The sequence below is a fragment of the Streptomyces sp. NPDC111507 genome (assembly GCF_055638955.1).
Genome location: NZ_JBVKBU010000001.1, coordinates 513004 through 535234, shown reverse-complemented (window position 1 = coordinate 535234; position 22231 = coordinate 513004). Strand labels below are relative to the sequence as shown.

The window sequence follows — 22231 nt, the reverse complement described above, 5'->3', positions numbered from 1 at the left end:
CTACGAGGTGATCAGGTCGCCCGTGTCCACCGGTGTCGTCGCGGCCGCGGCGCGCTGGGCGTCGCCCGCGACCTCGTCGGCCGTCAGGACGTAACCCGTCTCGTTGTCCGAGGTCGAGCGGGCGAACACGACGCCGTACACCCTGCCGCCGGTGGTGAGCAGCGGGCCGCCGGAGTTGCCGGGGCGGACGGTGGATCGGATCGAGTAGATCTCCCGGGTGACCATGCTCGAGCTGTAGATGTTCTGGCCCCGCGCGTTGATCCGGCTCGCGACCGTGGCCGCCTGGAGATCCAGACCGCCGTCCTGCGGATAGCCCGCGACGACCGCCGAGTCGCCGCGCTTGGCGCTGTCGTCGAAACGCAGGAGCGGGACCTTGAGGTCCGGTACGTACAGGACCGCGACGTCCTTGCGCGGGTCGAAGAACACCACCCGCGCCGAGTACACCCGGCCCACACCGCCGACGCGTACGGTCGGGTTGTCGATGCCCGCCACCACATGGGCGTTGGTCATCACGTGCTGCGCCGCGTACGCGAACCCGCTGCCCTCCCGGCCCTGGTTGCCCGCGGCGCCCTCGATCTTCACCGTGCTGCGCTTGGCGGCGCTCGTCGCCGCCGCGGTGACGCTGTCGCCGGAGGGCTTCGCGACACCCGCCGTCGGCTCGTTCTCGAACGGGTTGAAGACCTGCGGGAAGCCCGCCTCCGTCAGCGCCGAGGTGGCCCGCGAGAACCAGGTGGGCGTGGTGTCCGGCATCGCCGTCTGTACGGCGCCCAGCAGCGCGGAGTTGCGGATCGACTGGGTGATGAGGGTGGACGAGGAGGCTCCCAGGACGCTCGCGGCTACCCAGGCCACCAGCAGCACCGCCACCGTGTTCGCCGCCGCCCCGCCGACCCCGTCGGCCACCCGCAGCGGCCCCTGGTCCAGCTCGCGGCGCAGCTTCAGCGCCAGCCGGCCCGCCAGCTCGTGGCCCACCACGGCGGGCACCAGCACCGTCAGCACGGCCGTCACCGTCGCCGCCGACGTCCCCGCCGTCACCAGGTCCATCATCCACGGCAGCACCCATACGCCGATGACGGCGCCGCCCACGAACCCGGCCAGCGAGACACAGCCGGCGACCAGACCGCGCCGGTAGCCGGACGCCGCGTAGGCAAGGATCACCAGCAACAGCAGGATGTCGAGCAGGTCCACGGAGCCGCCTTTCTCTTGGGCCCCTTAGTACGCGTGGGGCAGGCCCAGTGATCAGGCACGCGCGCGTGGAGCCGGGAAACGGCCACGTGTGCGTGGACCTGTAGAAACGTCCCGGACCAGGACGATGGTTCCACCAGGTGGCACAGCACACATCGCGGGGGGATCGGAACCGGGCCAGGGTGGCCCCATGCGTGTCTTCCGAACGGCGCGAGGGGCATGGACGCGGCTCGCACGGAGGGTGTGGACGCGGCGTGCCGCCGTCGTCGTGCTCGGGTGCGTGCCCGGTCTGCTCGCCGTGCTCGCGCTGGTGGTGTGTGCGGTGGGGGTCGACCGGAGGGTCGTCGAGCGCGAGCGGCCGGTGGCCGCGCCGCTGCCCGCGGGTCCGCATCGCGCGGCGCGGCCGGTCATCATGCCGCGGTCGCGGTGGCTGGACGCCGGGAGCACGCACACGCAGCCGCCGGCCCGCTACGACGATCACGTCGTCGCGGTCTTCGTGCACCACACCGACTCGCCGAACGCGTACAAGTGCGCCGATGCGCCCCGCGTCATCCGCTCCCTGTACGCCGGTCAGACGGGTGTCCGGCGGTGGGACGACATCGGGTACAACTTCCTCGTCGACCGCTGCGGCACGATCTACGAGGGGCGGGCGGGTGGGGTCGACCGGGCCGTCACCGGCGCGCATACGCAGGGGTTCAACCATGGCACCGCGGGGATCGCGGCCATCGGTACGTTCGGGGCGGGGACGCCGGTGCCGCGGGCGATGACCGAGGCGATCGCCGCGTTGGCGGCGTGGAAGCTGGGGCTGTCCGACGTGGATCCCCGTGCCAAGGTGCGGCTCGTCTCCAGCAACGACCTCAGCCGTTACACCGCCGGTACGAGTGCGGTGCTGCCCACGCTGGCCGGCCACGACGCGGGCTTCATGACCAACTGCCCCGGCGCCGCGCTGACGTCCCAACTCCCCCGAATCCGCTCCCGAGCCGCCCACCTCCAGGGCCGCTGACCGGCGAGGAACGCGTTCACAGACAGCCCACAGTCGAGTCAACGGTGTCTCAGATCGCCGCTCTCTAGTGTCCTTCTCGTAACAGCCGACTGGAGGTGGGGAAGATGAGCAGCAGGCGTACCGAGAAGACGGGCAAGGCGAACAAGGCGGCCGGCGCGGGGGGTTGGAACACCGCATTGCGGACCCCGTGGACCGTGGCCTGCGCCGTGGTGACGGTCCTCGTGGGACCCGCCGCGGCCACTGCCTCGGCACTGGACCGAGCCAACGCCGCACCCCCGTACCACGCCCACGAGAACCACGAACACCACAAGAACCACGAGGCACACCTTCCGTACGTCACCCCGTACGCCACGTTGCCTCAGTCCCTGAAGCGCTCCCACAGCTTGGGATAGCGCTCGGCCAGCACGGACTCGTTCTCGAAGTCGAGCGGCGTCCCCTCCGGCTCGGGCGACGCGGGCGGAATGCCCAGGTCGGGCGCGACGACTCCGGTCAGCTGCTCGTACGCCTCGTCCGCGGCGTACCCGAGCTCCTCACCGTCCCCGTCGAGGTCCTCGTCGAAGTCGTCCAGGAGGTCGGCGAGCGTGTCGGGATCGTGCATCGCGCCCTCGAAGACCTCCCGGCCCTGGCCGATCAGCCAGCACCGGAAGAAGTCGAAGGCGTCGTCGCTCACCCCGTCGAGCAGGACCCACGCCGCGCCCCACAGATCCCAGCGGTAGGCGCGGTTGTAGCGGGCCTCGAAGTGACGGGCGAAGTCGAGCACGGCGTCCGGGTCCAGCTGGACGAGCCGTTCGACGAGCAGATCGGCGTGGTCCTCGGGGTCGCCCTCGACGGCCTCGCGGGTCGTGTCCACCAGCTCCCAGAACTCCGTCTCGTCCATCACGGGTCCAGCATCGGGCCTGAACGGGAGTGACGCACGCGGAGTGCCGCAGATTGTTATGCGCGCACATGCCGACGGTAAAACCGCCAGCTACGAGGCGTCTTCCCGCTCACTGGTACAGCGCCGCCAGCCGCGCCGCGTCCCTCGCGAGCCGGTCCCGCAGTGCCGCGGGGGAGAGCACCTCCACCTCGGGCCCGAGCCCCGTCAGTTGCCCATGGGCGACCTCCTCGGACTCGACGGGGAGGGTGACCGTCACCCAGCCCCGCCCGTCGGGGTCACCGCACTCGCCCAGCGCCTGTCTCGCGGACGCGGGGTCGACGACGTACGCAAGTCTCCGCACGCCCTCCGGAGACAGCCGTACGACGGCCTCCGCCCGCAGGAGGGACCGTGCGAACTGCTCGGCCCGCTCCGCCCAGAACCCGGGCAGGTCGAACCCGTCCTCGCGGGTGAAGCACTCCGTGGCGGGCCGCACCTCCGTGAAGCGGTCGATCCGATAGACCCGGAAGGGGCCGGATCCGGCCGCCCCGGGCTCGGGCACCCGCGCGCACAGGTACCAGACGCCCGCCTTCAGTACGAGCCCGTACGGTTCGAGGACCCGCTCCACCTCGGCCGTCCCGCGCCGGTACCCCGCGGTGATCCGACGGTCGTCCCAGACCGCCTCCGCGACCGCGGGCAGCAGCTCGGGCGTCTCGGGCTCGTTGAACCACGCGGGCGCGTCCAGATGGAACCGCGCTCCCGCCGCTCGCGAGGCGTCCCGCAGGGAGGGGAGGAGGGCGGCGGAGACCTTCAGGCGCGCGGCGGAGGCGGCGTCCTGCAGGCCCATGTCCCGCAGGGCCCCCGGCACCCCGCTCAGGAACAGCGCCTCCGCCTCTGTACGCGCCAGGCCCGTCAGCCGGGTGCGGTAGCCGCCGATCAGGCGGTAGCCCCCGGCCCTGCCCCGGTCCGCGTACACCGGAATCCCCGCCTCCGACAGTGCCTGCGCGTCTCGCGTGATCGTCCGTTCGGACACCTCGAGCTCCCGCGCCAGCTCGGCGGCGGTCATCGACGGCCGTGACTGGAGCAGCAGCACCATCTTGATCAGGCGGGCAGCACGCATACGGCCATGATGCCGGGCCCCACTGACAGCGAAGGGGCGCGCGGGAACGCCGAAGGGCGCGGCGGCCGTAGCCACCGCGCCCCTCGCGAAACACCGGAAACAGGCGGACCGTCAGAGTCCGTAGCGCTCCCGCGCTTCCTTCACCGCGGACGCCTTGACCTCGCCCCGCCGTGCCAGCTGCGCCAGCGCCGCGACGACGATCGACTGCGCGTCGACGCCGAAGTGGCGACGGGCTGCCTCACGGGTGTCGGAGAGGCCGAAGCCGTCGGCACCGAGCGAGGAGTAGTCCTGCTCGACCCACTGCGCGATCTGGTCCGGGACCTGGCGCATGTAGTCGGAGACCGCGAGCACCGGACCCTCGGCGCCCTGCAGCGCCTGGCGGACGAACGGCACCCGCTCCTCGCCGCGCAGCAGGGCCGCGTCCGCCTCCAGCGCGTCGCGCCGCAGCTCCGTCCAGGAGGTCGCGGACCACACGTCGGCGGCCACGCCCCACTCCTCGGCGAGCAGCTTCTGCGCCTGGAGGGTCCAGTGGATCGCCGTGCCGGAGCCAAGGAGCTGGATGCGCGGGGCGTTGGCGACGGGGGACAGGCCCGCCGACTCGGCCGTGTTGAAGCGGTAGAGGCCCTTGACGATGCCCTCGTCGATACCGAGGCCGCCCGGCTTGGCGGGCTGCGGCATCGGCTCGTTGTAGACCGTCAGGTAGTAGAAGACGTTCGAGTCCTCGCCCGGAGCCGCCTCGCCGTACATCCGGCGCAGACCTTCCTTGACGATCGTCGCGATCTCGTACGCGAACGCCGGGTCGTAGGACAGCGCGGCCGGGTTGGTCGCCGCGATGACCGGGGAGTGGCCGTCGGCGTGCTGGAGGCCCTCGCCCGTCAGCGTCGTACGGCCGGCCGTGGCGCCGACCAGGAAGCCGCGGCCGAGTTGGTCGCCGAGCTGCCACATCTGGTCGGCCGTGCGCTGCCAGCCGAACATCGAGTAGAAGATGTAGAAGGGGATCATCGCCTCGCCGTGCGTGGCGTACGCGGTGGACGCGGCGATGAAGTCCGCCATGGAGCCGGCCTCGGTGATCCCCTCGTTGAGGATCTGGCCGTCCTTGGCCTCCTTGTAGTACATCAGCTGGTCGCGGTCGACCGGCTCGTACGTCTGGCCCTTGGGCGAGTAGATGCCGAGGGAGGGGAAGAGGCTCTCCATGCCGAAGGTGCGCGCCTCGTCGGGGACGATCGGCACCCAGCGCTTCCCGGTCTCCTTGTCACGGACGAGGTCCTTGACCAGGCGGACGAAGGCCATCGTGGTCGCCAGGTTCTGCGAGCCGGAGCCCTTGTCGAAGGACGCGAACGCCTTGTCGGCGGGGGCGGGCAGCGGGGCGAGCGCGTGCGTACGGCGGGCCGGGGCCGGACCGCCGAGGGCCGCGCGGCGCTCCTGGAGGTAACGGACCTCGGGGGAGTCGGCGCCCGGGTGGCCGTAGGGGACCACGCCGTCGACGAACTGGCTGTCGGAGATGGGCAGCTCGAGCAGGTCACGCATCTGCTTGAACTCGTCCGTCGACAGCTTCTTCATCTGGTGGTTGGCGTTCTTGGACGCGAAGCCCTGGCCGAGCGTGAAGCCCTTGACCGTCTGGGCCAGGATCACCGTCGGCGCGCCCTTGTGGGCGAGGGCGGCGCGGTAGGCCGCGTACACCTTGCGGGACTCGTGACCGCCGCGGGAGAGGTGGAAGCACTCGGTGATCTTGTCGTCACTGAGCAGCTTCGCCATCTCGACGAGCGCCGGGTCGGAGCCGAAGAAGTCCTGGCGGATGTAGGCGGCGTCGCGGGTCTGGTACGTCTGCACCTGCGCGTCGGGTACCTCGCGCAGGCGGCGTACGAGCGCGCCCGTGGTGTCGAGCTGGAACAGCTCGTCCCAGGCCGAGCCCCACAGCGACTTCACGACGTTCCAGCCGGCGCCGCGGAACTGGGCCTCCAGCTCCTGCACGATCTTGAAGTTGGCGCGGACCGGGCCGTCGAGGCGCTGCAGGTTGCAGTTGATGACGAAGGTCAGGTTGTCCAGGCCCTCGCGGGAGGCGAGTGCGAGTGCCGCGGTCGACTCGGGCTCGTCCATCTCGCCGTCGCCGAGGAACGCCCACACGTGGGACTGCGAGACGTCCTTGATGCCGCGGCTGGTCAGATAGCGGTTGAAGCGCGCCTGGTAGATCGCCGACAGCGGGCCGAGGCCCATGGAGACGGTCGGGAACTCCCAGAGCCAGGGCAGGCGCCGCGGGTGCGGGTACGACGGGAGGCCGTTGCCGCCCGCCTCCTGGCGGAAGTGGTCGAGGTGCTGCTCGGTGAGCCGGCCGTCGAGGAAGGCGCGGGCGTAGATGCCGGGGGAGGCGTGGCCCTGGATGTAGAGCTGGTCTCCGGAGCCGGGAGCCTCCTGGGACTCCTTGCCCTTGAAGAAGTGGTTGAAGCCGGTCTCGTAGAGCCAGGCCGCGGAGGCGAAGGTGGCGATGTGGCCGCCGACGCCGTGTTTCGCGCCCCGGGTCACCATCGCGGCCGCGTTCCAGCGGTTCCAGGCGGTGATCCGGGCTTCCATCGCCTCGTCGCCGTCCACGACGGGCTCGGCGGCGGTGGGGATGGTGTTGACGTAGTCGGTCTCAAGCAGCTTGGGCAGCGCGAGACCGTTGCCCTCGGCGCGCTCCAGCGTGCGGCGCATCAGGTACGCGGCACGGTGCGGCCCGGCCGCCTGGGTGACGGCGTCCAGGGAGGCCTGCCATTCGGCGGTCTCCTCGGGGTCGCGGTCCGGGAGCTGGTCGAGCTCGCTCGGCTGGATTGCGGTGAGGTCGGTCATTGCGCCGCCTTCCGGATGCGGAGGGGGGTTCCCTCATCGGCAAGGGGTTTTCGGGGGTGCCCTTATGTCTTTGGCAGGACAGGGCGGCGGGCTCTGGTGGGAGCCCAGCGATGACTGTAACTCCCTGATCGATGATCGATCAAAGGGTTGAAGGTGAAAACCTCTTCGTATCGCGAAAGTCGGCACGGGGTGCCTTGACAACAGGCACGCGGTGCCTTGGATTCCCAGGGTTTCCCCAGGTGAGCGTGGGTGCGCTCGGCTGTGTCACGGGCGCGGCGCGCAGCCCAGCACATGCGCCTTCACCAGGTCGGCGATCAGCGGATCCCGGCGCCGGAACGCGTCCACGAGTGCCTCGTGCTCCTCCGCGTACGACTGCTGGACGGTTCCCAGCCAGCGGATGGACAGGGCGGTGAAGACCTCGATGCCCAGGCCCTCCCAGGTGTGCAGGAGGACGGAGTTGCCGGCGGCGCGCACGAGTTCGCGGTGGAAGGCGACGGTGTGACGGACCTGGCCGGTGCCGTCCGACAGCCGGTCGGCCTCGTACAGTGCCGTGACGTGCGGCTCCAGGGCCGAGCAGTCGTGGGCGAGCCGCTCGGCCGCCAGCTCGGCCGCGATGGCCTCCAGACCGGCCCGTACGGGGTAGCTCTCCTCCAGGTCGGCGGCCGTCAGGTTGCGCACGCGCACACCCTTGTTGGGCGCCGACTCGATCAGCCGCAGCGACTCCAGCTCGCGCAGTGCCTCCCGCACCGGGGTCTGGCTGACCTCCAGCTCGGTCGCGATCCGCCGCTCGACGATCCGCTCACCCGGCTTCCAGCGCCCGCTGACGATCCCCTCCACGATGTGCTCGCGGATCTGTTCGCGCAGCGAGTGGACGACGGGCGCGGTCATGAGGGGCTCCTTCGCGGGGGGCGGGCCGGACCCAAGGGCGTTTGACCTTTAGACAATAAGGCCGCAGCGCCGTCGGAGAGAGGCGTACGGGGGCGCTTTCATGCAGGTGAGACGAGACTTACACGCTGTCAGAGCGGCCGCGGACGTAAAGACCCGTACCGGGTGGGGTCCGGAGGCGTCACGTCCGTGTCACCCGGAGAACCCGCGGGCCCCGCACGGTGTGTGGGTCGGCACAGGGGTTTCGGCGCGGGGGTTTCCACGGGGCTCCCGCGAACGCAAGGGGGTCGGCATGGGCGGACGGGGACGGAAGCGGGGGCTGCGCTGGGCCGCGGCGGCCGGGGCGGTCGCGGCCGCCGCGGCCTGCGGGCCCGTGGACACGGGGGCGGCCGTGCGGCCGAGTGCGACGCGGGCCCACGGCACCTCGGCCGCCTCCGGCGGGGCGTGTGTCTTCGTCAAGCCGGACGGCGCGCAGAAGTTCGGGCACGTCGGCTGGGGCTTGCGGATCACCGGCACCGGCCGCTGGGTGTACGGCGCGGTGGAGAACCCGTCGAACGCGCTCTACACCGCGCCCGGCGGCGACATCGGCGCCTGGCACGCGGAGGGCACGTACGCGCGGATGCTCAGCGACATGTCCCGGGACGCGCACTATCCGGGCAGGTCCACCCACCCGTACAGCCGCTACCGCTGCACGGACTCCTCGACCAGTGACGTGAACTCCGCCCGCGCCATGATCCGTACGGTCGAGAAGCGGGGCTTCCTCGTCGGCGTCGACCCGCGGACGGGGGACCTCGGCTCGCGCGACTGCCTGGACGCCACGTACGACGTCCTCAGGGCGTACCGGACGCGGCACCTGGCACCCGCGTACCCGACGGAGATCCCCAACCTGTGGGTGGAGACGCTGGTGCTGTGGTCGGACCACGTGCTGAAGCCGCGGTGACCCGCGGCGGAAACGCGAAGCCCCCGTCCGGAAGGTTCCGGACGGGGGCTTCGCGCGAGCGGGGGTGGTTACAGGCCGAGCTCGACCTCGAACTCGCCCGCCTCCAGGATCGCCTTGACCGCGGTCAGGTAACGGGCCGCGTCGGCGCCGTCCACCAGACGGTGGTCGTAGGAGAGCGTCAGGTAGGTCATGTCGCGGACGCCGATGACCGTACCCTCCTCCGTCTCGATGACGGCCGGACGCTTGACCGTGGCACCGATGCCGAGGATCGCGACCTGGTTCGGCGGCACGATGATCGTGTCGAAGAGCGCGCCGCGCGAGCCGGTGTTGGAGATGGTGAAGGTCCCGCCGGACAGCTCGTCCGGAGTGATCTTGTTCGCCCGGACCTTGCCCGCCAGCTCGGCGGTGGCCTTGGCGATGCCGGCGATGTTCAGGTCGCCCGCGTGCTTGATGACCGGGGTCATCAGGCCCTTCTCCGAATCCACCGCGATACCGATGTTCTCGGTGTCGAAGTAGGTGATCGTGCCCTCGTCCACGTTGATCCGGGCGTTGACGGCCGGGTGGGCCTTCAGCGCCTGGGCCGCGGCCTTCACGAAGAACGGCATCGGGGAGAGCTTGACGCCCTCACGTGCCGCGAAGGAGTCCTTCGCCTGCGCGCGCAGCCGCATCAGGCGGGTGACGTCGACCTCGACGACCGAGGACAACTGGGCCTGCTCGTGCAGGGCCTTCACCATGTTGTCGCCGATGACCTTGCGGATGCGGGGCATCTTGACGGTCTGACCGCGCAGCGGGGAGACCTCCAGGGCCGGCGCCTTCTTGGCGGCATGGCCACCGGCAGTCACAGCGGCAGCGGCCGGAGCCGGGGCAGCGGCGGCGGCCTTCGCGGCCTCGGCGGCGGCGAGGACGTCCTGCTTGCGGATACGGCCGCCGACGCCGGTGCCCTTGACGGAGGCCAGGTCGACGTAGTTCTCCGCGGCGAGCTTGCGCACCAGCGGGGTCACGTACGCGCCGTCGTCACCGGCGAGCGCGGCGGGCGCGGGAGCCGGGGTGACGGGAGCGGCAACCGGCGCGGCGGGCGCGACCGGGGCGGCGGCCTGGACCGGAGCCGGGGGCGCGACCGGGGCGGCCGGAGCCACCGGGGCCGGGGCGGGCGCCGGAGCCGCGGGGGCGGCCGGAGCCGGGGCGGCAGCGGCGGGGGCCGGAGCCGCGGGAGCCGGAGCGGCGGCCGGAGCCGCGCCCGGGGCACCGATGACGGCGAGCTTCGCGCCGACCTCGGCGGTCTCGTCCTCGCCGACCACGATCTCCAGCAGCACGCCGGCGACCGGCGCGGGGATCTCGGTGTCGACCTTGTCCGTGGAGACCTCGAGCAGCGGCTCGTCCTCCGCGACCTCCTCGCCGACCTCCTTCAGCCAGCGGGTGACGGTGCCCTCGGTGACCGACTCGCCCAGCGCGGGCAGCACGACGTCGGTACCGGAGGCGCCACCGGCCGGAGCGGCGGCGGGGGCCGGGGCGGCCGGGGCCGCGGGGGCCTCGGCGACCGGGGCGGGAGCGGCCGGAGCCGGGGCGGCCACGGGCTCGGCCGCCGGAGCCGGGGCGGCGGCGGGCGCGCCCGTGCCGTCGTCGATGACGGCCAGCTCGGCGCCGACCTCGACCGTCTCGTCCTCGGCGACCTTGATGGAGGCGAGGACACCGGCGGCGGGGGAGGGGATCTCGGTGTCGACCTTGTCGGTCGACACCTCGAGCAGCGGCTCGTCGGCCTCGACGCGCTCGCCCTCGGCCTTCAGCCAGCGAGTGACAGTGCCCTCGGTGACGCTCTCACCGAGCGCCGGAAGGGTTACGGAAACCGCCATGGTTTCTGTTGCTCCTTACGAATGGTGCGGAAGTCTGTGGTCGTCGTCGCGCCCAGGGGCGACGCGATGACTGAATTCAGCCGGGGACTGGATCAGTCGTGCGAGTGCAGCGGCTTGCCCGCGAGGGCCAGGTGGGCCTCGCCGAGCGCCTCGTTCTGCGTCGGGTGGGCGTGGATGAGCTGGGCGACCTCGGCGGGCAGCGCCTCCCAGTTGTAGATCAGCTGGGCTTCGCCGACCTGCTCACCCATGCGGTCGCCGACCATGTGGACGCCGACCACGGCACCGTCCTTCACCTGGACGAGCTTGATCTCGCCCGCGGTGTTGAGGATCTTGCTCTTGCCGTTGCCCGCGAGGTTGTACTTCAGGGCGACGACCTTGTCCGCGCCGTAGATCTCCTTGGCCTTGGCCTCGGTGATGCCCACGGAGGCGACCTCGGGGTGGCAGTACGTCACCCGGGGGACACCGTCGTAGTCGATCGGAACGGTCTTGAGACCGGCCAGACGCTCCGCCACCAGGATGCCCTCGGCGAAGCCGACGTGCGCGAGCTGGAGCGTCGGGACCAGGTCACCGACCGCGGAGATGGTCGGGACGTTCGTCCGCATGTACTCGTCGACCAGGACATAGCCGCGGTCCATCGCGACGCCCTGCTCCTCGTAGCCGAGACCGGCCGAGACCGGGCCGCGGCCGACGGCGACGAGCAGGACCTCGGCCTCGAACTCCTTGCCGTCGGCGAGGGTGACCTTGACACCGTTCTGGGTGTACTCGGCCTTCGAGAAGAAGGTGCCCAGGTTGAACTTGATGCCGCGCTTGCGGAACGCGCGCTCAAGAAGCTTGGAGGAGTTCTCGTCCTCGACCGGGACGAGGTGCTTGAGGCCCTCGATCACCGTCACGTCGGTGCCGAAGGACTTCCACGCGGAGGCGAACTCGACGCCGATGACGCCGCCGCCGAGCACGATCGCGGACTGCGGGACGCGGTCCAGGACCAGCGCGTGGTCGGAGGAGATGATCCGGTTGCCGTCGATCACCAGGCCCGGCAGCGACTTCGGCACGGAGCCGGTCGCGAGCAGCACGTGGCGGCCCTGGATGCGCTGGCCGTTCACGTCGACCGAGGTGGGGGAGGACAGTCGGCCCTCGCCCTCGATGTACGTCACCTTGCGGGACGCGATGAGACCCTGCAGGCCCTTGTACAGGCCCGAGATGACCCCGTCCTTGTACTTGTGGACGGCCGGGACGTCGATGCCCTCGAAGGTGGCCTTGACGCCGAACTGCTCGCTCTCGCGGGCCTGGTCGGCGATCTCGCCCGCGTGGAGCAGGGCCTTGGTGGGGATGCATCCCCGGTGCAGGCAGGTGCCTCCGACCTTGTCCTTCTCGATCAGGGCGACGTCCAGGCCCAGCTGCGCCCCGCGGAGCGCCGCGGCGTAACCGCCACTGCCACCGCCGAGGATCACTAGGTCGAAAACGGTGCTGGCGTCGTTCGCCACGTCACGTCCTCCATGCATGTGCGCCACGCCGGTCTCCAGTGACCGGTCGGCGGCTGGTGTCCGGCCGCTCTTCTTCGGCCCTGTGGTGGGGGCCCTGTCCTGCCGAGAACCCATCTTCGCACTTGTCGGGAGCGTTCGAGACGCCGGGCCCGTGTGTGAGACGTCGCACTGTCCGAATACGGCGGTACCCCCGTGCCCTTGGCAGGGCGCGGGGGTACCGCGCGTCGGCCGTCAATCACCCGCGGCCGCGGAACTTCCTCAGCCGAGATCGCCCGCGGCGGTCAGCTCGGCGAGCCGCACCAGCGTCCGCACCGCGGACCCCGTGCCACCCTTCGGCGTGTAGCCGAACGGGCCGGACTCGTTGAACGCCGGCCCGGCGATGTCCAGGTGCGCCCACGTGATGCCTTCGCCCACGAACTCCTTCAGGAACAGACCGGCGACCAGCCCGCCGCCCATCCGCTCACCCATGTTGGCGATGTCGGCGGTCGGGGAGTCCATCCCCTTGCGCAGGTGCTCCGGCAGCGGCATCGGCCAGGACTCCTCGCCGACCTCCTCCGCGGCCTCGACGATCGCCGTACGGAACGAGTCGTCGTTGGCCATCACGCCGAAGGTGCGGTTGCCGAGCGCGAGCACCATCGCGCCGGTCAGCGTCGCCACGTCGATGATCGCGTCCGGCTTCTCCTCGGACGCCTTCCACAGCGCGTCGGCGAGTACGAGACGGCCCTCGGCGTCGGTGTTGAGGACCTCGACGGTCTTGCCGCTGTACATGCGCAGCACGTCACCGGGGCGGGTGGCGGAACCGGAGGGCATGTTCTCGGCGAGCGCCAGCCAGCCGGTGACGTTGACCTCGAGGCCGAGGCGCGCCGCGGTGACCACGGCGGCGAAGACCGCCGCCGCGCCGCTCATGTCGCACTTCATCGTCTCGTTGTGCCCGGCGGGCTTGAGGGAGATGCCGCCCGAGTCGTAGGTGATGCCCTTGCCGACGAACGCGAGGTGCTTGGCCGCCTTCGGCGAGGTGTACGACAGCTTCACCAGGCGGGGAGCGGCGGCCGAGCCCGCGCCGACGCCGAGGATGCCGCCGTAGCCGCCCTTCGCCAGTGCCTTCTCGTCGAGCACCTGCACCTTGATGCCGTGCTCCTTGCCGGCGGCGGTGGCGACGGCGGCGAAGGCCTCGGGGTAGAGGTCGTTCGGCGGGGTGTTGATGAGGTCGCGGGCGCGGTTGAGCTCCTCGGTCACGGCGGTGGCGCGCGCGAGGGCCGCCTTGTACGCCGCGTCCCGGGGCTTGCCGCCGAGCAGCGTGACCTCGGCGAGCGGGGCCTTGCCGTTCTTCGCGTCCTTGCCGTTCTTGCCGTTCTCCTTGTAGGCGTCGAAGGCGTACGCGCCGAGCGCCGCGCCCTCCGCCAGGACGCCCGCGTCGGCGGCGTCGGTGATCGGCAGGGCGAAGACGGCCTTCTTGGCACCGGCGAGCGCGCGGGCCGCGGCACCGGCCGCGCGGCGCAGCGCCTCGGCACTGAACGTGTCGTCCTTCTCCGGGACGGCTCCCAGTCCGACGGCCACGACGACGGGCGCCTTGAAGCCGGTCGGCGCGGGCAGCTTCGTCACCTCGCCCTCGCCGCCGGATGCGCCGAGGGTCTCCAGGATCCCGGCGAGTGCGCCGTCGTACGCGTTGTCCACGGCCTCGGCACCCGGTGCGACGACCGGGCCCTTGGCGCCCTTCGCGACACCGACGACGATCGCGTCGGCCCGCAGGCCGGACGCCGCGGCGGTGCTGAGAGTCAGAGCAGTCACTGTGGTGAGATCTCGCTTCCATTGTTTTGCTGCGGCCGAGTAGGGATGGGTCGACCGGGCCCTGACGAATGACCCTAGATCCGGCCTCAGGGAGTGTCTTTACCTGGGTGGCACATACTCGGGACGAGCCTACGCGCGCCGCCGGGTTTCGCTCATTCCTACGCTCGCTGGAAGTTCAGCCGAGGGAGAGCGCCACGAGGGCGGTGGTCGCCGCCGTCTCGGCGAGGCCGCCGAAGACATCGCCCGTGATGCCGCCGAAGCGGCGTGTGCAGTGGCGCAGGAGCAGTTCGGCGGTCGCGCAGGCGGCGAGGACGGCCAGGATGGCGCGTACGAGGTCGTACGTGCCCAGGAGCGCGCCGGCGCCGGCCGCCGCGACGGTGACGGCGAGGGTCACCAGCAGGGCGCCGCGCACGGGCACGGTGCCCGCGACCGCGGCACCCAGGCCCTCGGGGCGGGCCGGGGGCACCCCGGTGCGCGCGGCCAGGGTGAGGGCGAGTCGGGCCGCGGTCGCCGAGACGACGGCCGCGAGCACGCCCCGCGCCCACGAGGCCTCGTAGGCCTGGAAGAGCGCGGCGACCTGCGCCAGCAGCACGAAGAGCAGGGTGATCACGCCGAACGGGCCGATGTCGGACTGCTTCATGACGCGCAGCGCGTCCTCGGCGGGCTTGCCGCTGCCGAGGCCGTCCGCGGTGTCGGCCAGTCCGTCGAGATGCAGACCACGGGTGAGCGCGGCCGGTACGGCGGCGGTGGCGACGGCGGCCAGCAGCGGGCCCGCGCCCATGGCGAGCAGGGTCACGCCCACCAGGGCCGCGCCCGCCCCGACGACCAGCCCGGCGACGGGGGCGCACAGCATTCCGCCGCGCGCCGCCTCACGGTCCCAGCGGGTGACCGTGACCGGGAGCACGGTCAGGGTGCCGAAGGCGAAGCGGAGGCCGTGGGGGAGAGGGGTCCTGGACACCGGCGCAGGGTACCCGGGGAGGTGGCGGGCCGGTCGAGGACGGGTGCGGCGGCCGGGCGCGAGAGCCGCGGATAAAGTGCGCATTATGGGTCATTGGTTGCAGAGGAACATCATCGAACCGGGAAAGCTGCCGCTTCTGCTGGCACTCGCCTCCTTCGTGCTGACCTTTGTGATCACCCGTGTCGTCGTCCGCCTCATCCGCGCGGGCAAGGGTCCGTTCGGCAACGTCAAGGCGGGCGGTCTGCACATCCACCACGTCGTACCCGGTGTCGTCCTGACGGTGATCGGTGGCTTCGGCGCGGTGGCCAGTTCCCGGCACGGCTTCGGCGCCGCCCTGTTCGCGGTGGTGTTCGGGATGGGCGCCGGGCTGGTGCTCGACGAGTTCGCGCTGATCCTGCACCTCGACGACGTGTACTGGAGCGAGGAGGGTCGCAAGAGCGTCGAGGTCGTCCTGGTCACGGCGGCCCTCGTCGGCCTGGTGCTCGGCGGGTTCCTGCCGTTCGGGGTCAACGACATGACCCAGGAGGAACTCCACGACCGGGGCGGGGTCGTCCTGAGCGTCGCCGTGAACTTCCTCTTCGCCCTGGTCGCCCTGAGCAAGGGCAAGGCCCGCATGGCGATCTTCGGCGTGATCGTCCCGTTCGTCGCTCTCATCGGCGCCGTCCGGCTGGCCCGGCCCTTCTCTCCGTGGGCCAGGCGCTTCTACCGCCGCAGGCCGCGCGCCCGGGCCAGGTCGATGCTGCGCGCCTACCACCGCGACCGCCGCTGGTTCGGTCCGCGCCGCAGGCTTCAGGACTGGATCGGCGGGAAACCGGATCCCGTCCGGTCCCTGCCCGACCGCCGGTGAAAGTGACGGCGGCGGTGGCGGTGGCGGTGGCGGTGACGCAGGATCGAGATCCCGTACAGCACGAAGACCGCGGCGAGCGCGGCGATGTGCTCCTTGCCCGCGAGGTTCCCCTTGAACGCCACCTCGATCACCATCGCCGCGACCACCCCCCACCCCGTCCAGTAGGCGCGATAGCGCCAGGCGACGAAGACGGCGAGGCCGACCACGGCCGCCGAGGGCCCGGTGTCCACGACCTGTGCGTCCGTCACGGGCAGCCCCAGCGGGTTGCCCGGGCTCAGTGAGATCGCCTCGCGCGCGTAGAGCGTGCCGGCCAGCGTGGCGGCGTACGCGATGACGAGCATCCGCCACCAGCCCAGACAGATCTCGGCGATCCCGAACACGATGAGAAGTTGCAGCAGCGCGCCCCACACCGGCAGGTCGAGGGCCGGCACGAACAGGGAGAGCGGGGTGCGCAGCAGGGCCAGCCACAGTGGCTCCTCGGCCCGCACGGAGCCGATGTCCTGCACGAACTGGAAGCCCCAGGGCTGGTTCTGCACGAACTGGAGGACGGCCGTCAGACAGACGGCCCCGAGCGTCACCGGCATCGCCCGCCATCGCTGTCTCGCGAGTGCCTCGCGCACGGTGACGTACAGCAGTCCCCATTCGGCGCGGGCGAGGCGGGCGAGGGTGTTCATGCAGCGGTTCCCATCCGTCCTGCGGTCCCGGTCCCGGGCCGGCAGGTTTTCCCTGTCTGTCCGGCTGTCCTCATCGGTGCGACTCCAGGTGCCTGCGGTGCAGCCACTTCGGCAGTCCGGGCGCTTCGAGAAACCCTTCGGCGCGCGCGGCCGCGAGGCCGATGCGCAGCAGGTCCGCGCTCTTCTCGAAGAGCAGGAACCGGGGTTCCCAGATCGGCCGGTACTTGGCGTTGGCCCGGTACAGCGACTCGATCTGCCACCAGCGCGAGAAGAAGCTGAGCAGCGAACGCCACAGCCTCAGCACCGGCCCGGCACCGAGGCGTCCACCTCGTTCGAAGACGGAACGGAACATGGCGAAGTTGAGTGAGACCTGGGTGATCCCGATCTCCTGGGCGCGGCGCAGGAGTTCGATCACCATGAACTCCATCAGCCCGTTCTCGGCGTCCCGGTCACGCCGCATGAGATCGAGCGAGAGCCCCTGCGGCCCCCACGGCACGAAGGACAGCAGCGCCCGCAACTCCCCCTCGCCGTCGGTGCATTCCAGCATCACGCACCGCCCGTCGCCCGGATCGCCGAGCCGTCCGAGCGCCATGCTGAACCCGCGCTCGGTGGCCCCGTCCCGCCAGTCGTCGGCACGCTTCAGGAGGTATGCCATCTCGTCGGCCGGGATGTCCTCGTGCCGCCGGATGCGCACCTCGTACCCGGCCCGCTTGACCCGGTTGTAGGCCTGCCTGACCGTGCGCATGGCGCGTCCCTCGAGGGTGAACTCGGCGGTCTCGACGATCGCCTCGTCACCGAGTTCGAGGGCGTCGAGCCCGTGCCGTGAGTAGACGGTCCCCGCCTCCTCGCTCGCTCCCATCACCGCCGGGATCCAGCCGTGCGCGCGGGCCTCGGCGAGCCAGGGTTCGATGGCGCCGGGCCACGCCTCCGGGTCGCCGATCGGGTCGCCGGAGGCCAGCGAGACCCCGCCGACGACGCGGTACGCGACCGCGGCCTTGCCGGTCGGCGACCAGATCACGCTCTTCTCCGGGCGCAGCGCGAAGTAGCCCAGCGAGTCGCGGTCGCCGTGCCGGTCGAGCAGGGTGCGCAGCCGTTGCTCGTCGTCCTCGGTGAGCGGGTCGACGGCTCGGCGGGAGCGGAAGGCGGCGTAGAACACGGCGAGGACCAGCAGGGTGCTGAGCACGTTGATGGTGACGTTGACCCAGTTGGCGATCTCCAGACCGCGGAAGCGGGAGTCGTCGGCCGCGACGGAGACCAGTCGCAGGGCGCCGTAGCGCCAGCGGTCCCAGAAGGTCGAACGGTACGCGTCCGGCGCGCTGTTGGTGACCGTCACCAGCAGCGCGGCGAGCAGGGAGGCGACGAGCAGTCCGCCGACGGCGACGGCCGCGGCGAGTTTGGGGTTCGAGCGGTCGCCCTTCGCGTAGAACTCCCGGCGGCCGACGACGAGCGAGACGACGAAGGCGGCGGTCAGGACGATCGAGACCCAGTTCTGGGCGTACTGGCGGATCTCCGGGAACGTCATCGCGACGGCGAACAGCATCAGGAACAGTCCGCTGAGCACGAAGTTCAGGATCCACGCGGCCCGCTTGCGGCGGCGCATCGTGATGGCCAGGAACATGGTGAACACACCCGACGCGAATCCTGCCGTCAGCAGGTACGGGGTGAAGAAGTTCTCGGTGTTGTGGCGCCGTACGTCCTGCCCGAGCGACACCCACGCGGCGCTCAGGAAGTTGATGAACGCGACGGCCCGCAGGTACCAGACCGCGAAGGCGGCGGCTCTGCGCGACGCGCCCGTGGACAGGTGGTCCCCTTCACCCCGACGGGCCGGGACCCGCTCCTGGTCAGCGGCAATTCGGGCATCTCCCATAAAGGGCGATGATATGGGGCGGGGCGCGTCGTGCGGGGGAGGGGCGGTACGGGTGATGCGGTCCGGGGTTTTGTTGCGGGGTGGGTTTTCGCCCGTAGTTCCTCGGCCGCGGGCCGGTGGGGCTGGTCGCGCGGTTCCCCGCCCCTGAAAGCCTCGGGGTGGACGGTGTTCGCGGGCAAGGCCGGAGGCTGCCCCACCCGCCCCGGCCCGCGTCCTTCAGCCCGTCCGACGTTCGTGGGCGAGGCCGTTCACTCGTTCTGGTCGGAGACCTCGGGCTCGGGGTCGGGCTCGGGGGCCGGAGTTTCCGGGAGTTCGGCGGAGAGGGCGGCGGCGGCCTGGACGAGGGGGAGCGCGAGGAGGGCTCCCGCGCCCTCGCCGACCGTGACGCCGTGGTCGAGAAGGGGTTCGAGGGCCATGCGGTCCAGGGCCTTCGCCTGGGCCGGCTCGCCGCTGTTCTGGCCGGCCAACCACCAGTCCGGCGCCCGGAAGGCGACCCGCTGCCCCACGAGGGCGCACGCGGCCGAGACGACGCCGTCGAGGATCACCGGCATCTTCCGCACCGCGCTCTGCAACAAGAACCCCGTCATCGCCGCGAGATCGGCACCGCCCACCACCGCGAGCAGCTGCAGCTGATCCCCGAGCACCGGCCGGGCCCGCCGCAAGGCGTCCCGCACGGCCGCGCACTTGCGCATCCACGCGAGGTCGTCGATGGGCCGCCCGCCCCGCCCGGTGACCACGGACGCGTCGGTCCCGCACAACGCCGCGACCAGCACGGCCGCCGCGGTGGTCCCGCCGACGCTCACATCGCCGAGCACCACCAGATCCGTACCGGAGTCCGCCTCCTCGTCCGCGACGGCGACCCCCGCCCGGAAAGCGGCCTCGGCCTCCTCCAGGGTCAGCGCGTCCTCGACGTCGATCCGCCCCGACCCGCGCCGCACCCGATGCCCTGCGACCTCCGCGGGCAGCTCCTGCGGATCGCAGTCCAGCGCCATGTCGACGACCCGTACCGGCACACCGAGCCGGCGCGCCAGCACCGCTGCGGGGCTCGCGCCCTCCAGGACCGCCCGCACCAACCGGTCGGCGGTGCCCGCGGGCCGCGCCGACACACCGAGTCCGGCGACCCCGTGGTCCCCCGCGAACAGCACCACACGCGGGTGCTCGATCGGCCGCACCGGCACCGCGGACTGCGCCGCCGCCAGCCACTCACCCAGTTCGTCGAGGCGGCCGAGCGCCCCGGGCGGCACGATCTGACGCTCCCGGCGCGCCTCGGCGTCCCGGCGCACGCCTCCGTCGGGGCGCTCGATCAGATCGGTGAAGTCGTCGAGATTAAGCGAGCTCATTCGCCGAACAGTACCGGCAGCGATCGAACACGTCCGCGCCACGTCGTTGCACCCCGGATCACGATCCGCTCCGTACCGTTTGTGTCGGATTGTCGTACGGCTCGCTCGCACGCCCCGCCGTCCCCCCACCCTGCCGTCCCCAGGAGCGTCCATGCCCCCCACGCCACCCCCGAGCGCCGAGCGCCGCGCCGCCTACGCGGCCGAACTCGCCCAAGGCACCGACCGGTTCCACGAACCGCGCCGGGAAGACTGTCCCTGGTGCGGCTCGAAGCGGCTGCGCACCCGGCTGCGGACGCCGGACCAGGTGCAGCGCAAGCCCGGCACGTTCGTCGTCGACGAGTGCGCCGACTGCTCCCACGCCTTCCAGAACCCCCGGCTCAGCGCGGAGGGGCTGGCCTTCTACCACCGGGACTTCCACGAGGGACTCGACGGCCTCACCGACCGGCTCCTGGGCGCCCGGGGCAGCAGAGGGCGCCACCGGGCCGCCGCCCGCGCGCTGCTGCGCCACGCCGAGCCGGAGAGCTGGCTCGACGTCGGCACCGGGCACGGGCATTTCCCGGCCGTCGCCCGGGAGGTCCACCCGTACACGTCCTTCGACGGCCTCGACCCCACCCGGCGGGTCGAGAAGGCACGGGCGGCCGGGCACATCGAGGAGGCCCACCGCGGCCGGCTCACCGACCCCCGGATCATCGGGCGGCTGAGCGCCCGCTACGACGTCGTGAGCATGTTCCACCATCTGGAGCACACCCGAGACCCGCGCGAGGAACTGCGCGCCGCCCTGACGGTCCTGCGGCCCGGCGGCCACCTCCTCGTCGAAGTGCCGGACCCCGACTGCGCGTTCGGCGCACTGCTGGGCAGGTGGTGGGTGTCGTACGGCCAGCCGCGCCATCTGCACCTGATGCCGCTGTCCAACCTGCTGGGCGAACTGGAGTCCCTCGGCTGCGAGATCGTCGCGACGGACCGCCGTGAACCGCACATCCCGTACGACCTCGCCGGCGCCCTCGCGCTGGCCCTCGGCCGCGTCCTGCCCGACCTCGACGCCCCCTGGCGCCCCACCCCGCCGACCCCGCTCCAGCGCACCCTGCACACGGTCCTGGCCCGGGCGAGCGTCCCGCTGCTCGCCTCGGCCTCCGCCCTGGACCATGCGATGGCCCCGGTCTTCCGCCGCACCCGCTTCTCGAACGCCTTCCGGATCATCGCCCGCAGACACTCCTGATCCCTGATCAGCCCCGCAATGCCAGCGCCTGCCCCGCCACCACCAGCAGCACGTGCTCGCACTCCGCCGCGAACCCCGCGTTCAGGCGGCCGAGTTCGTCGCGGTAGCGGCGCCCGGAGGCGGTGGCGGGGACGATGCCGGAGCCGACCTCGTTGGAGACGGCGACGACGGTGCGGCGCGTGGTGCGGACGGCGGAGGTGAGTTCCTCGACGCGGGCGCGCAGCGCGCGTTCGCCGCCGCCGGCCCACTCCGCGTCGTCCCACGCGTTCACGGAGTCCATCGCGTCCGTGAGCCAGAGGGAGAGGCAGTCGACGAGGAGGGCAGGCCCGGAGTCCTCCAGGAGCGGCACCAGGTCGCAGGTCTCCACCGTGCGCCAGGAGCCGGGCCGCCGCTCTCGGTGGGCGTGCACGCGCGACGCCCACTCGTTGTCCCCGCTCCGGGACCCGCCCGTCGCCACGTACAGCACCCCCGGGAAGGACTCCAGACGCCGTTCCGCCTCCACCGACTTGCCCGAGCGCGCCCCGCCGAGCACGAGGGTGCGGCGCGGTACGTCGGGTACGTCCTCGTAGACGCCCACGTCCAGCGTCGTCCCGTCCGGCACCGCCCGCGCGCCCGCCGCCGCGAGCTGCCGCCGCAGTTCGGGGCCCGGCGGCACGTCGTGGTCGAGGTGGACCGCGATCACGTCCGTCGTCGGCCCGACGGCCCCGACCGCGCGCAGCTTCGCCAGGGCGTCCGGCCGCCCCACCACATCGGCGACCACCATGGCGTACGAGTCGCCGTTCTCGTCGAGTCCCGCGGGCGCCGCGCCCGGTGGCAGATACAGCAGCCGCTGTCCGTCCGGTCCGGTCACCGCGTACCCCGTGCCGGGCGAGTCCATCGGCACCGCCCGCACCCGGTGTCCGGTCAGCAGCGCGAGTTCGCTGCCGTCGGGAACCCGTACGGGCTGCGGGAGCCCGGCCGGCACCTCGACGGCGGGCCCGTCGTGCGGATGCGAGAGCAGGACCTGCCGTACGCCGCCCAGCGAGTGCCCGGCGCGGGCCGCGGCGAACGCGGCGCCGGGCGTGAGGTCGAGCAGCAGGGTGCCGTCCACGAGCAGCGCGGTGGCCGCCCGCGCGTCCTCGCCGAGCGCACTCGCACAGGCCGCACAGGGACAGTCGGGACGGGGCAGGCCTTCGGGGGCGCCGGTGCCGAGCAGAGTCAGTTCCACGCCCTGATTTTCCCGTGCCACCGTGGGTGGCGCGCGTTCGGGTACAGCACCTGTAGGCGCGCGGGGCCGTTCGCGACCCGCGACGCGTGCCGCGACTCGCGATCTTCTGTTCCGCGCCCGGCTCAGCGCCTAAGCGGGTCGGGCGAAGTCCGCTGCGGTTCGGCAGCGCCCTTAAGGGGCGCGGGGAACTGCGCGAC

18 protein-coding genes are annotated in these 22231 nt (G+C 72.0%); 5 read left to right on the top strand and 13 right to left on the bottom strand.

Annotated elements, in window-relative coordinates:
* Positions 1-1185: a MarP family serine protease gene (locus ACZ7M2_RS02430; RefSeq protein WP_471593804.1), complete on the bottom strand. Its 1185-nt coding sequence runs from the start codon at positions 1183-1185 to the stop codon at positions 1-3.
* 187 nt (positions 1186-1372) lie between these two features.
* Between ACZ7M2_RS02430 and ACZ7M2_RS02425 the strand changes: the two genes are divergently transcribed.
* Together ACZ7M2_RS02425 and ACZ7M2_RS02420 are read left to right on the top strand one after the other, a co-directional pair.
* Positions 1373-2185, top strand: coding sequence for a peptidoglycan recognition protein family protein (locus ACZ7M2_RS02425; protein WP_471593803.1), 813 nt, complete (start codon positions 1373-1375; stop codon positions 2183-2185).
* 104 nt (positions 2186-2289) lie between these two features.
* On the top strand, positions 2290-2577 hold the full coding sequence (locus ACZ7M2_RS02420; RefSeq protein ID WP_403687379.1) for a hypothetical protein: 288 nt from the start codon (positions 2290-2292) through the stop codon (positions 2575-2577).
* On the opposite strand, the gene ACZ7M2_RS02415 is transcribed toward ACZ7M2_RS02420, so the two are convergent.
* The 4 genes from ACZ7M2_RS02415 to ACZ7M2_RS02400 all read right to left on the bottom strand — a co-directional run bounded on the left by ACZ7M2_RS02415 (position 2544) and on the right by ACZ7M2_RS02400 (position 7869).
* Positions 2544-3062 carry a DUF4240 domain-containing protein gene (locus tag ACZ7M2_RS02415; RefSeq protein ID WP_352052182.1) on the bottom strand — a complete coding sequence of 173 codons (519 nt, stop codon included), beginning with the start codon at positions 3060-3062 and terminating at the stop codon, positions 2544-2546. The genes ACZ7M2_RS02420 and ACZ7M2_RS02415 overlap by 34 nt on opposite strands.
* 109 nt (positions 3063-3171) lie before the next feature.
* Complete coding sequence (locus tag ACZ7M2_RS02410; protein WP_471593802.1) at positions 3172-4158, bottom strand: helix-turn-helix transcriptional regulator; 987 nt, start codon at positions 4156-4158, stop codon at positions 3172-3174.
* Positions 4159-4269: 111 nt separating this feature from the next.
* Positions 4270-6981 carry a pyruvate dehydrogenase (acetyl-transferring), homodimeric type gene (gene aceE / locus ACZ7M2_RS02405; RefSeq protein ID WP_471593801.1) on the bottom strand — a complete coding sequence of 904 codons (2712 nt, stop codon included), beginning with the start codon at positions 6979-6981 and terminating at the stop codon, positions 4270-4272.
* A gap of 264 nt (positions 6982-7245) precedes the next feature.
* Positions 7246-7869 carry a GntR family transcriptional regulator gene (locus ACZ7M2_RS02400; RefSeq protein WP_352052164.1) on the bottom strand — a complete coding sequence of 208 codons (624 nt, stop codon included), beginning with the start codon at positions 7867-7869 and terminating at the stop codon, positions 7246-7248.
* 289 nt (positions 7870-8158) lie between these two features.
* Here ACZ7M2_RS02400 and ACZ7M2_RS02395 point away from each other — a divergent pair, with 289 nt between their 5' ends.
* On the top strand, positions 8159-8806 hold the full coding sequence (locus ACZ7M2_RS02395) for a hypothetical protein (protein WP_471593800.1): 648 nt from the start codon (positions 8159-8161) through the stop codon (positions 8804-8806).
* A 68-nt stretch (positions 8807-8874) separates the two neighbouring features.
* On the opposite strand, the gene sucB is transcribed toward ACZ7M2_RS02395, so the two are convergent.
* From sucB to ACZ7M2_RS02375, 4 genes are all read right to left on the bottom strand, one after another.
* On the bottom strand, positions 8875-10656 hold the full coding sequence (gene sucB / locus ACZ7M2_RS02390; protein WP_471593799.1) for a 2-oxoglutarate dehydrogenase, E2 component, dihydrolipoamide succinyltransferase: 1782 nt from the start codon (positions 10654-10656) through the stop codon (positions 8875-8877).
* Between the two features lie 92 nt (positions 10657-10748).
* Positions 10749-12137 carry a dihydrolipoyl dehydrogenase gene (gene lpdA / locus ACZ7M2_RS02385; protein ID WP_067363503.1) on the bottom strand — a complete coding sequence of 463 codons (1389 nt, stop codon included), beginning with the start codon at positions 12135-12137 and terminating at the stop codon, positions 10749-10751.
* A 258-nt stretch (positions 12138-12395) separates the two neighbouring features.
* A complete protein-coding gene (locus ACZ7M2_RS02380; RefSeq protein WP_471593798.1) occupies positions 12396-13925 on the bottom strand; it encodes a leucyl aminopeptidase in 1530 nt (509 codons plus the stop codon).
* 175 nt (positions 13926-14100) lie between these two features.
* Entirely contained in the window at positions 14101-14883 is a 783-nt protein-coding gene (locus ACZ7M2_RS02375; protein WP_471593797.1) for an adenosylcobinamide-GDP ribazoletransferase, read from the bottom strand.
* Between the two features lie 85 nt (positions 14884-14968).
* Here ACZ7M2_RS02375 and ACZ7M2_RS02370 point away from each other — a divergent pair, with 85 nt between their 5' ends.
* The gene (locus tag ACZ7M2_RS02370; protein ID WP_471593796.1) at positions 14969-15730 is read left to right on the top strand and encodes a hypothetical protein; all 762 of its coding nucleotides are present in this window, start codon (positions 14969-14971) and stop codon (positions 15728-15730) included.
* On the opposite strand, the gene ACZ7M2_RS02365 is transcribed toward ACZ7M2_RS02370, so the two are convergent.
* The 3 genes from ACZ7M2_RS02365 to cobT all read right to left on the bottom strand — a co-directional run bounded on the left by ACZ7M2_RS02365 (position 15673) and on the right by cobT (position 19611).
* On the bottom strand, positions 15673-16404 hold the full coding sequence (locus ACZ7M2_RS02365; protein WP_471593795.1) for a hypothetical protein: 732 nt from the start codon (positions 16402-16404) through the stop codon (positions 15673-15675). The genes ACZ7M2_RS02370 and ACZ7M2_RS02365 overlap by 58 nt on opposite strands.
* A gap of 70 nt (positions 16405-16474) precedes the next feature.
* Positions 16475-18271 (bottom strand): phosphatidylglycerol lysyltransferase domain-containing protein, encoded by a 1797-nt coding sequence (locus tag ACZ7M2_RS02360; protein WP_352052157.1) that lies wholly within the window; start codon positions 18269-18271, stop codon positions 16475-16477.
* A 248-nt stretch (positions 18272-18519) separates the two neighbouring features.
* The gene (gene cobT / locus ACZ7M2_RS02355; protein ID WP_403687359.1) at positions 18520-19611 is read right to left on the bottom strand and encodes a nicotinate-nucleotide--dimethylbenzimidazole phosphoribosyltransferase; all 1092 of its coding nucleotides are present in this window, start codon (positions 19609-19611) and stop codon (positions 18520-18522) included.
* Positions 19612-19762: 151 nt separating this feature from the next.
* Here cobT and ACZ7M2_RS02350 point away from each other — a divergent pair, with 151 nt between their 5' ends.
* Positions 19763-20827, top strand: coding sequence for a class I SAM-dependent methyltransferase (locus ACZ7M2_RS02350; RefSeq protein ID WP_403687356.1), 1065 nt, complete (start codon positions 19763-19765; stop codon positions 20825-20827).
* Positions 20828-20834: 7 nt separating this feature from the next.
* Here ACZ7M2_RS02350 and ACZ7M2_RS02345 read toward each other — a convergent pair whose 3' ends face one another.
* Entirely contained in the window at positions 20835-22034 is a 1200-nt protein-coding gene (locus tag ACZ7M2_RS02345; protein ID WP_471593794.1) for a bifunctional adenosylcobinamide kinase/adenosylcobinamide-phosphate guanylyltransferase, read from the bottom strand.
* Between the last annotated feature and the right edge of the window lie 197 nt (positions 22035-22231).

Bases quoted from the DNA above. Each gene is read 5' to 3' on its own strand.
- ACZ7M2_RS02370 (WP_471593796.1), top strand. From the start codon at position 14,969: ATGGGTCATTGGTTGCAGAGGAACATCATCGAACCGGGAAAGCTGCCG.
- ACZ7M2_RS02420 (WP_403687379.1), top strand. From the start codon at position 2,290: ATGAGCAGCAGGCGTACCGAGAAGACGGGCAAGGCGAACAAGGCGGCC.
- ACZ7M2_RS02425 (WP_471593803.1), top strand. From the start codon at position 1,373: ATGCGTGTCTTCCGAACGGCGCGAGGGGCATGGACGCGGCTCGCACGG.
- ACZ7M2_RS02360 (WP_352052157.1), bottom strand. From the start codon at position 18,271: ATGGGAGATGCCCGAATTGCCGCTGACCAGGAGCGGGTCCCGGCCCGT.
- ACZ7M2_RS02400 (WP_352052164.1), bottom strand. From the start codon at position 7,869: ATGACCGCGCCCGTCGTCCACTCGCTGCGCGAACAGATCCGCGAGCAC.
- ACZ7M2_RS02365 (WP_471593795.1), bottom strand. From the start codon at position 16,404: ATGAACACCCTCGCCCGCCTCGCCCGCGCCGAATGGGGACTGCTGTAC.
- aceE (WP_471593801.1), bottom strand. From the start codon at position 6,981: ATGACCGACCTCACCGCAATCCAGCCGAGCGAGCTCGACCAGCTCCCG.
- cobT (WP_403687359.1), bottom strand. From the start codon at position 19,611: ATGAGCTCGCTTAATCTCGACGACTTCACCGATCTGATCGAGCGCCCC.
- ACZ7M2_RS02415 (WP_352052182.1), bottom strand. From the start codon at position 3,062: ATGGACGAGACGGAGTTCTGGGAGCTGGTGGACACGACCCGCGAGGCC.
- ACZ7M2_RS02395 (WP_471593800.1), top strand. From the start codon at position 8,159: ATGGGCGGACGGGGACGGAAGCGGGGGCTGCGCTGGGCCGCGGCGGCC.
- ACZ7M2_RS02350 (WP_403687356.1), top strand. From the start codon at position 19,763: ATGCCCCCCACGCCACCCCCGAGCGCCGAGCGCCGCGCCGCCTACGCG.
- sucB (WP_471593799.1), bottom strand. From the start codon at position 10,656: ATGGCGGTTTCCGTAACCCTTCCGGCGCTCGGTGAGAGCGTCACCGAG.
- ACZ7M2_RS02410 (WP_471593802.1), bottom strand. From the start codon at position 4,158: ATGCGTGCTGCCCGCCTGATCAAGATGGTGCTGCTGCTCCAGTCACGG.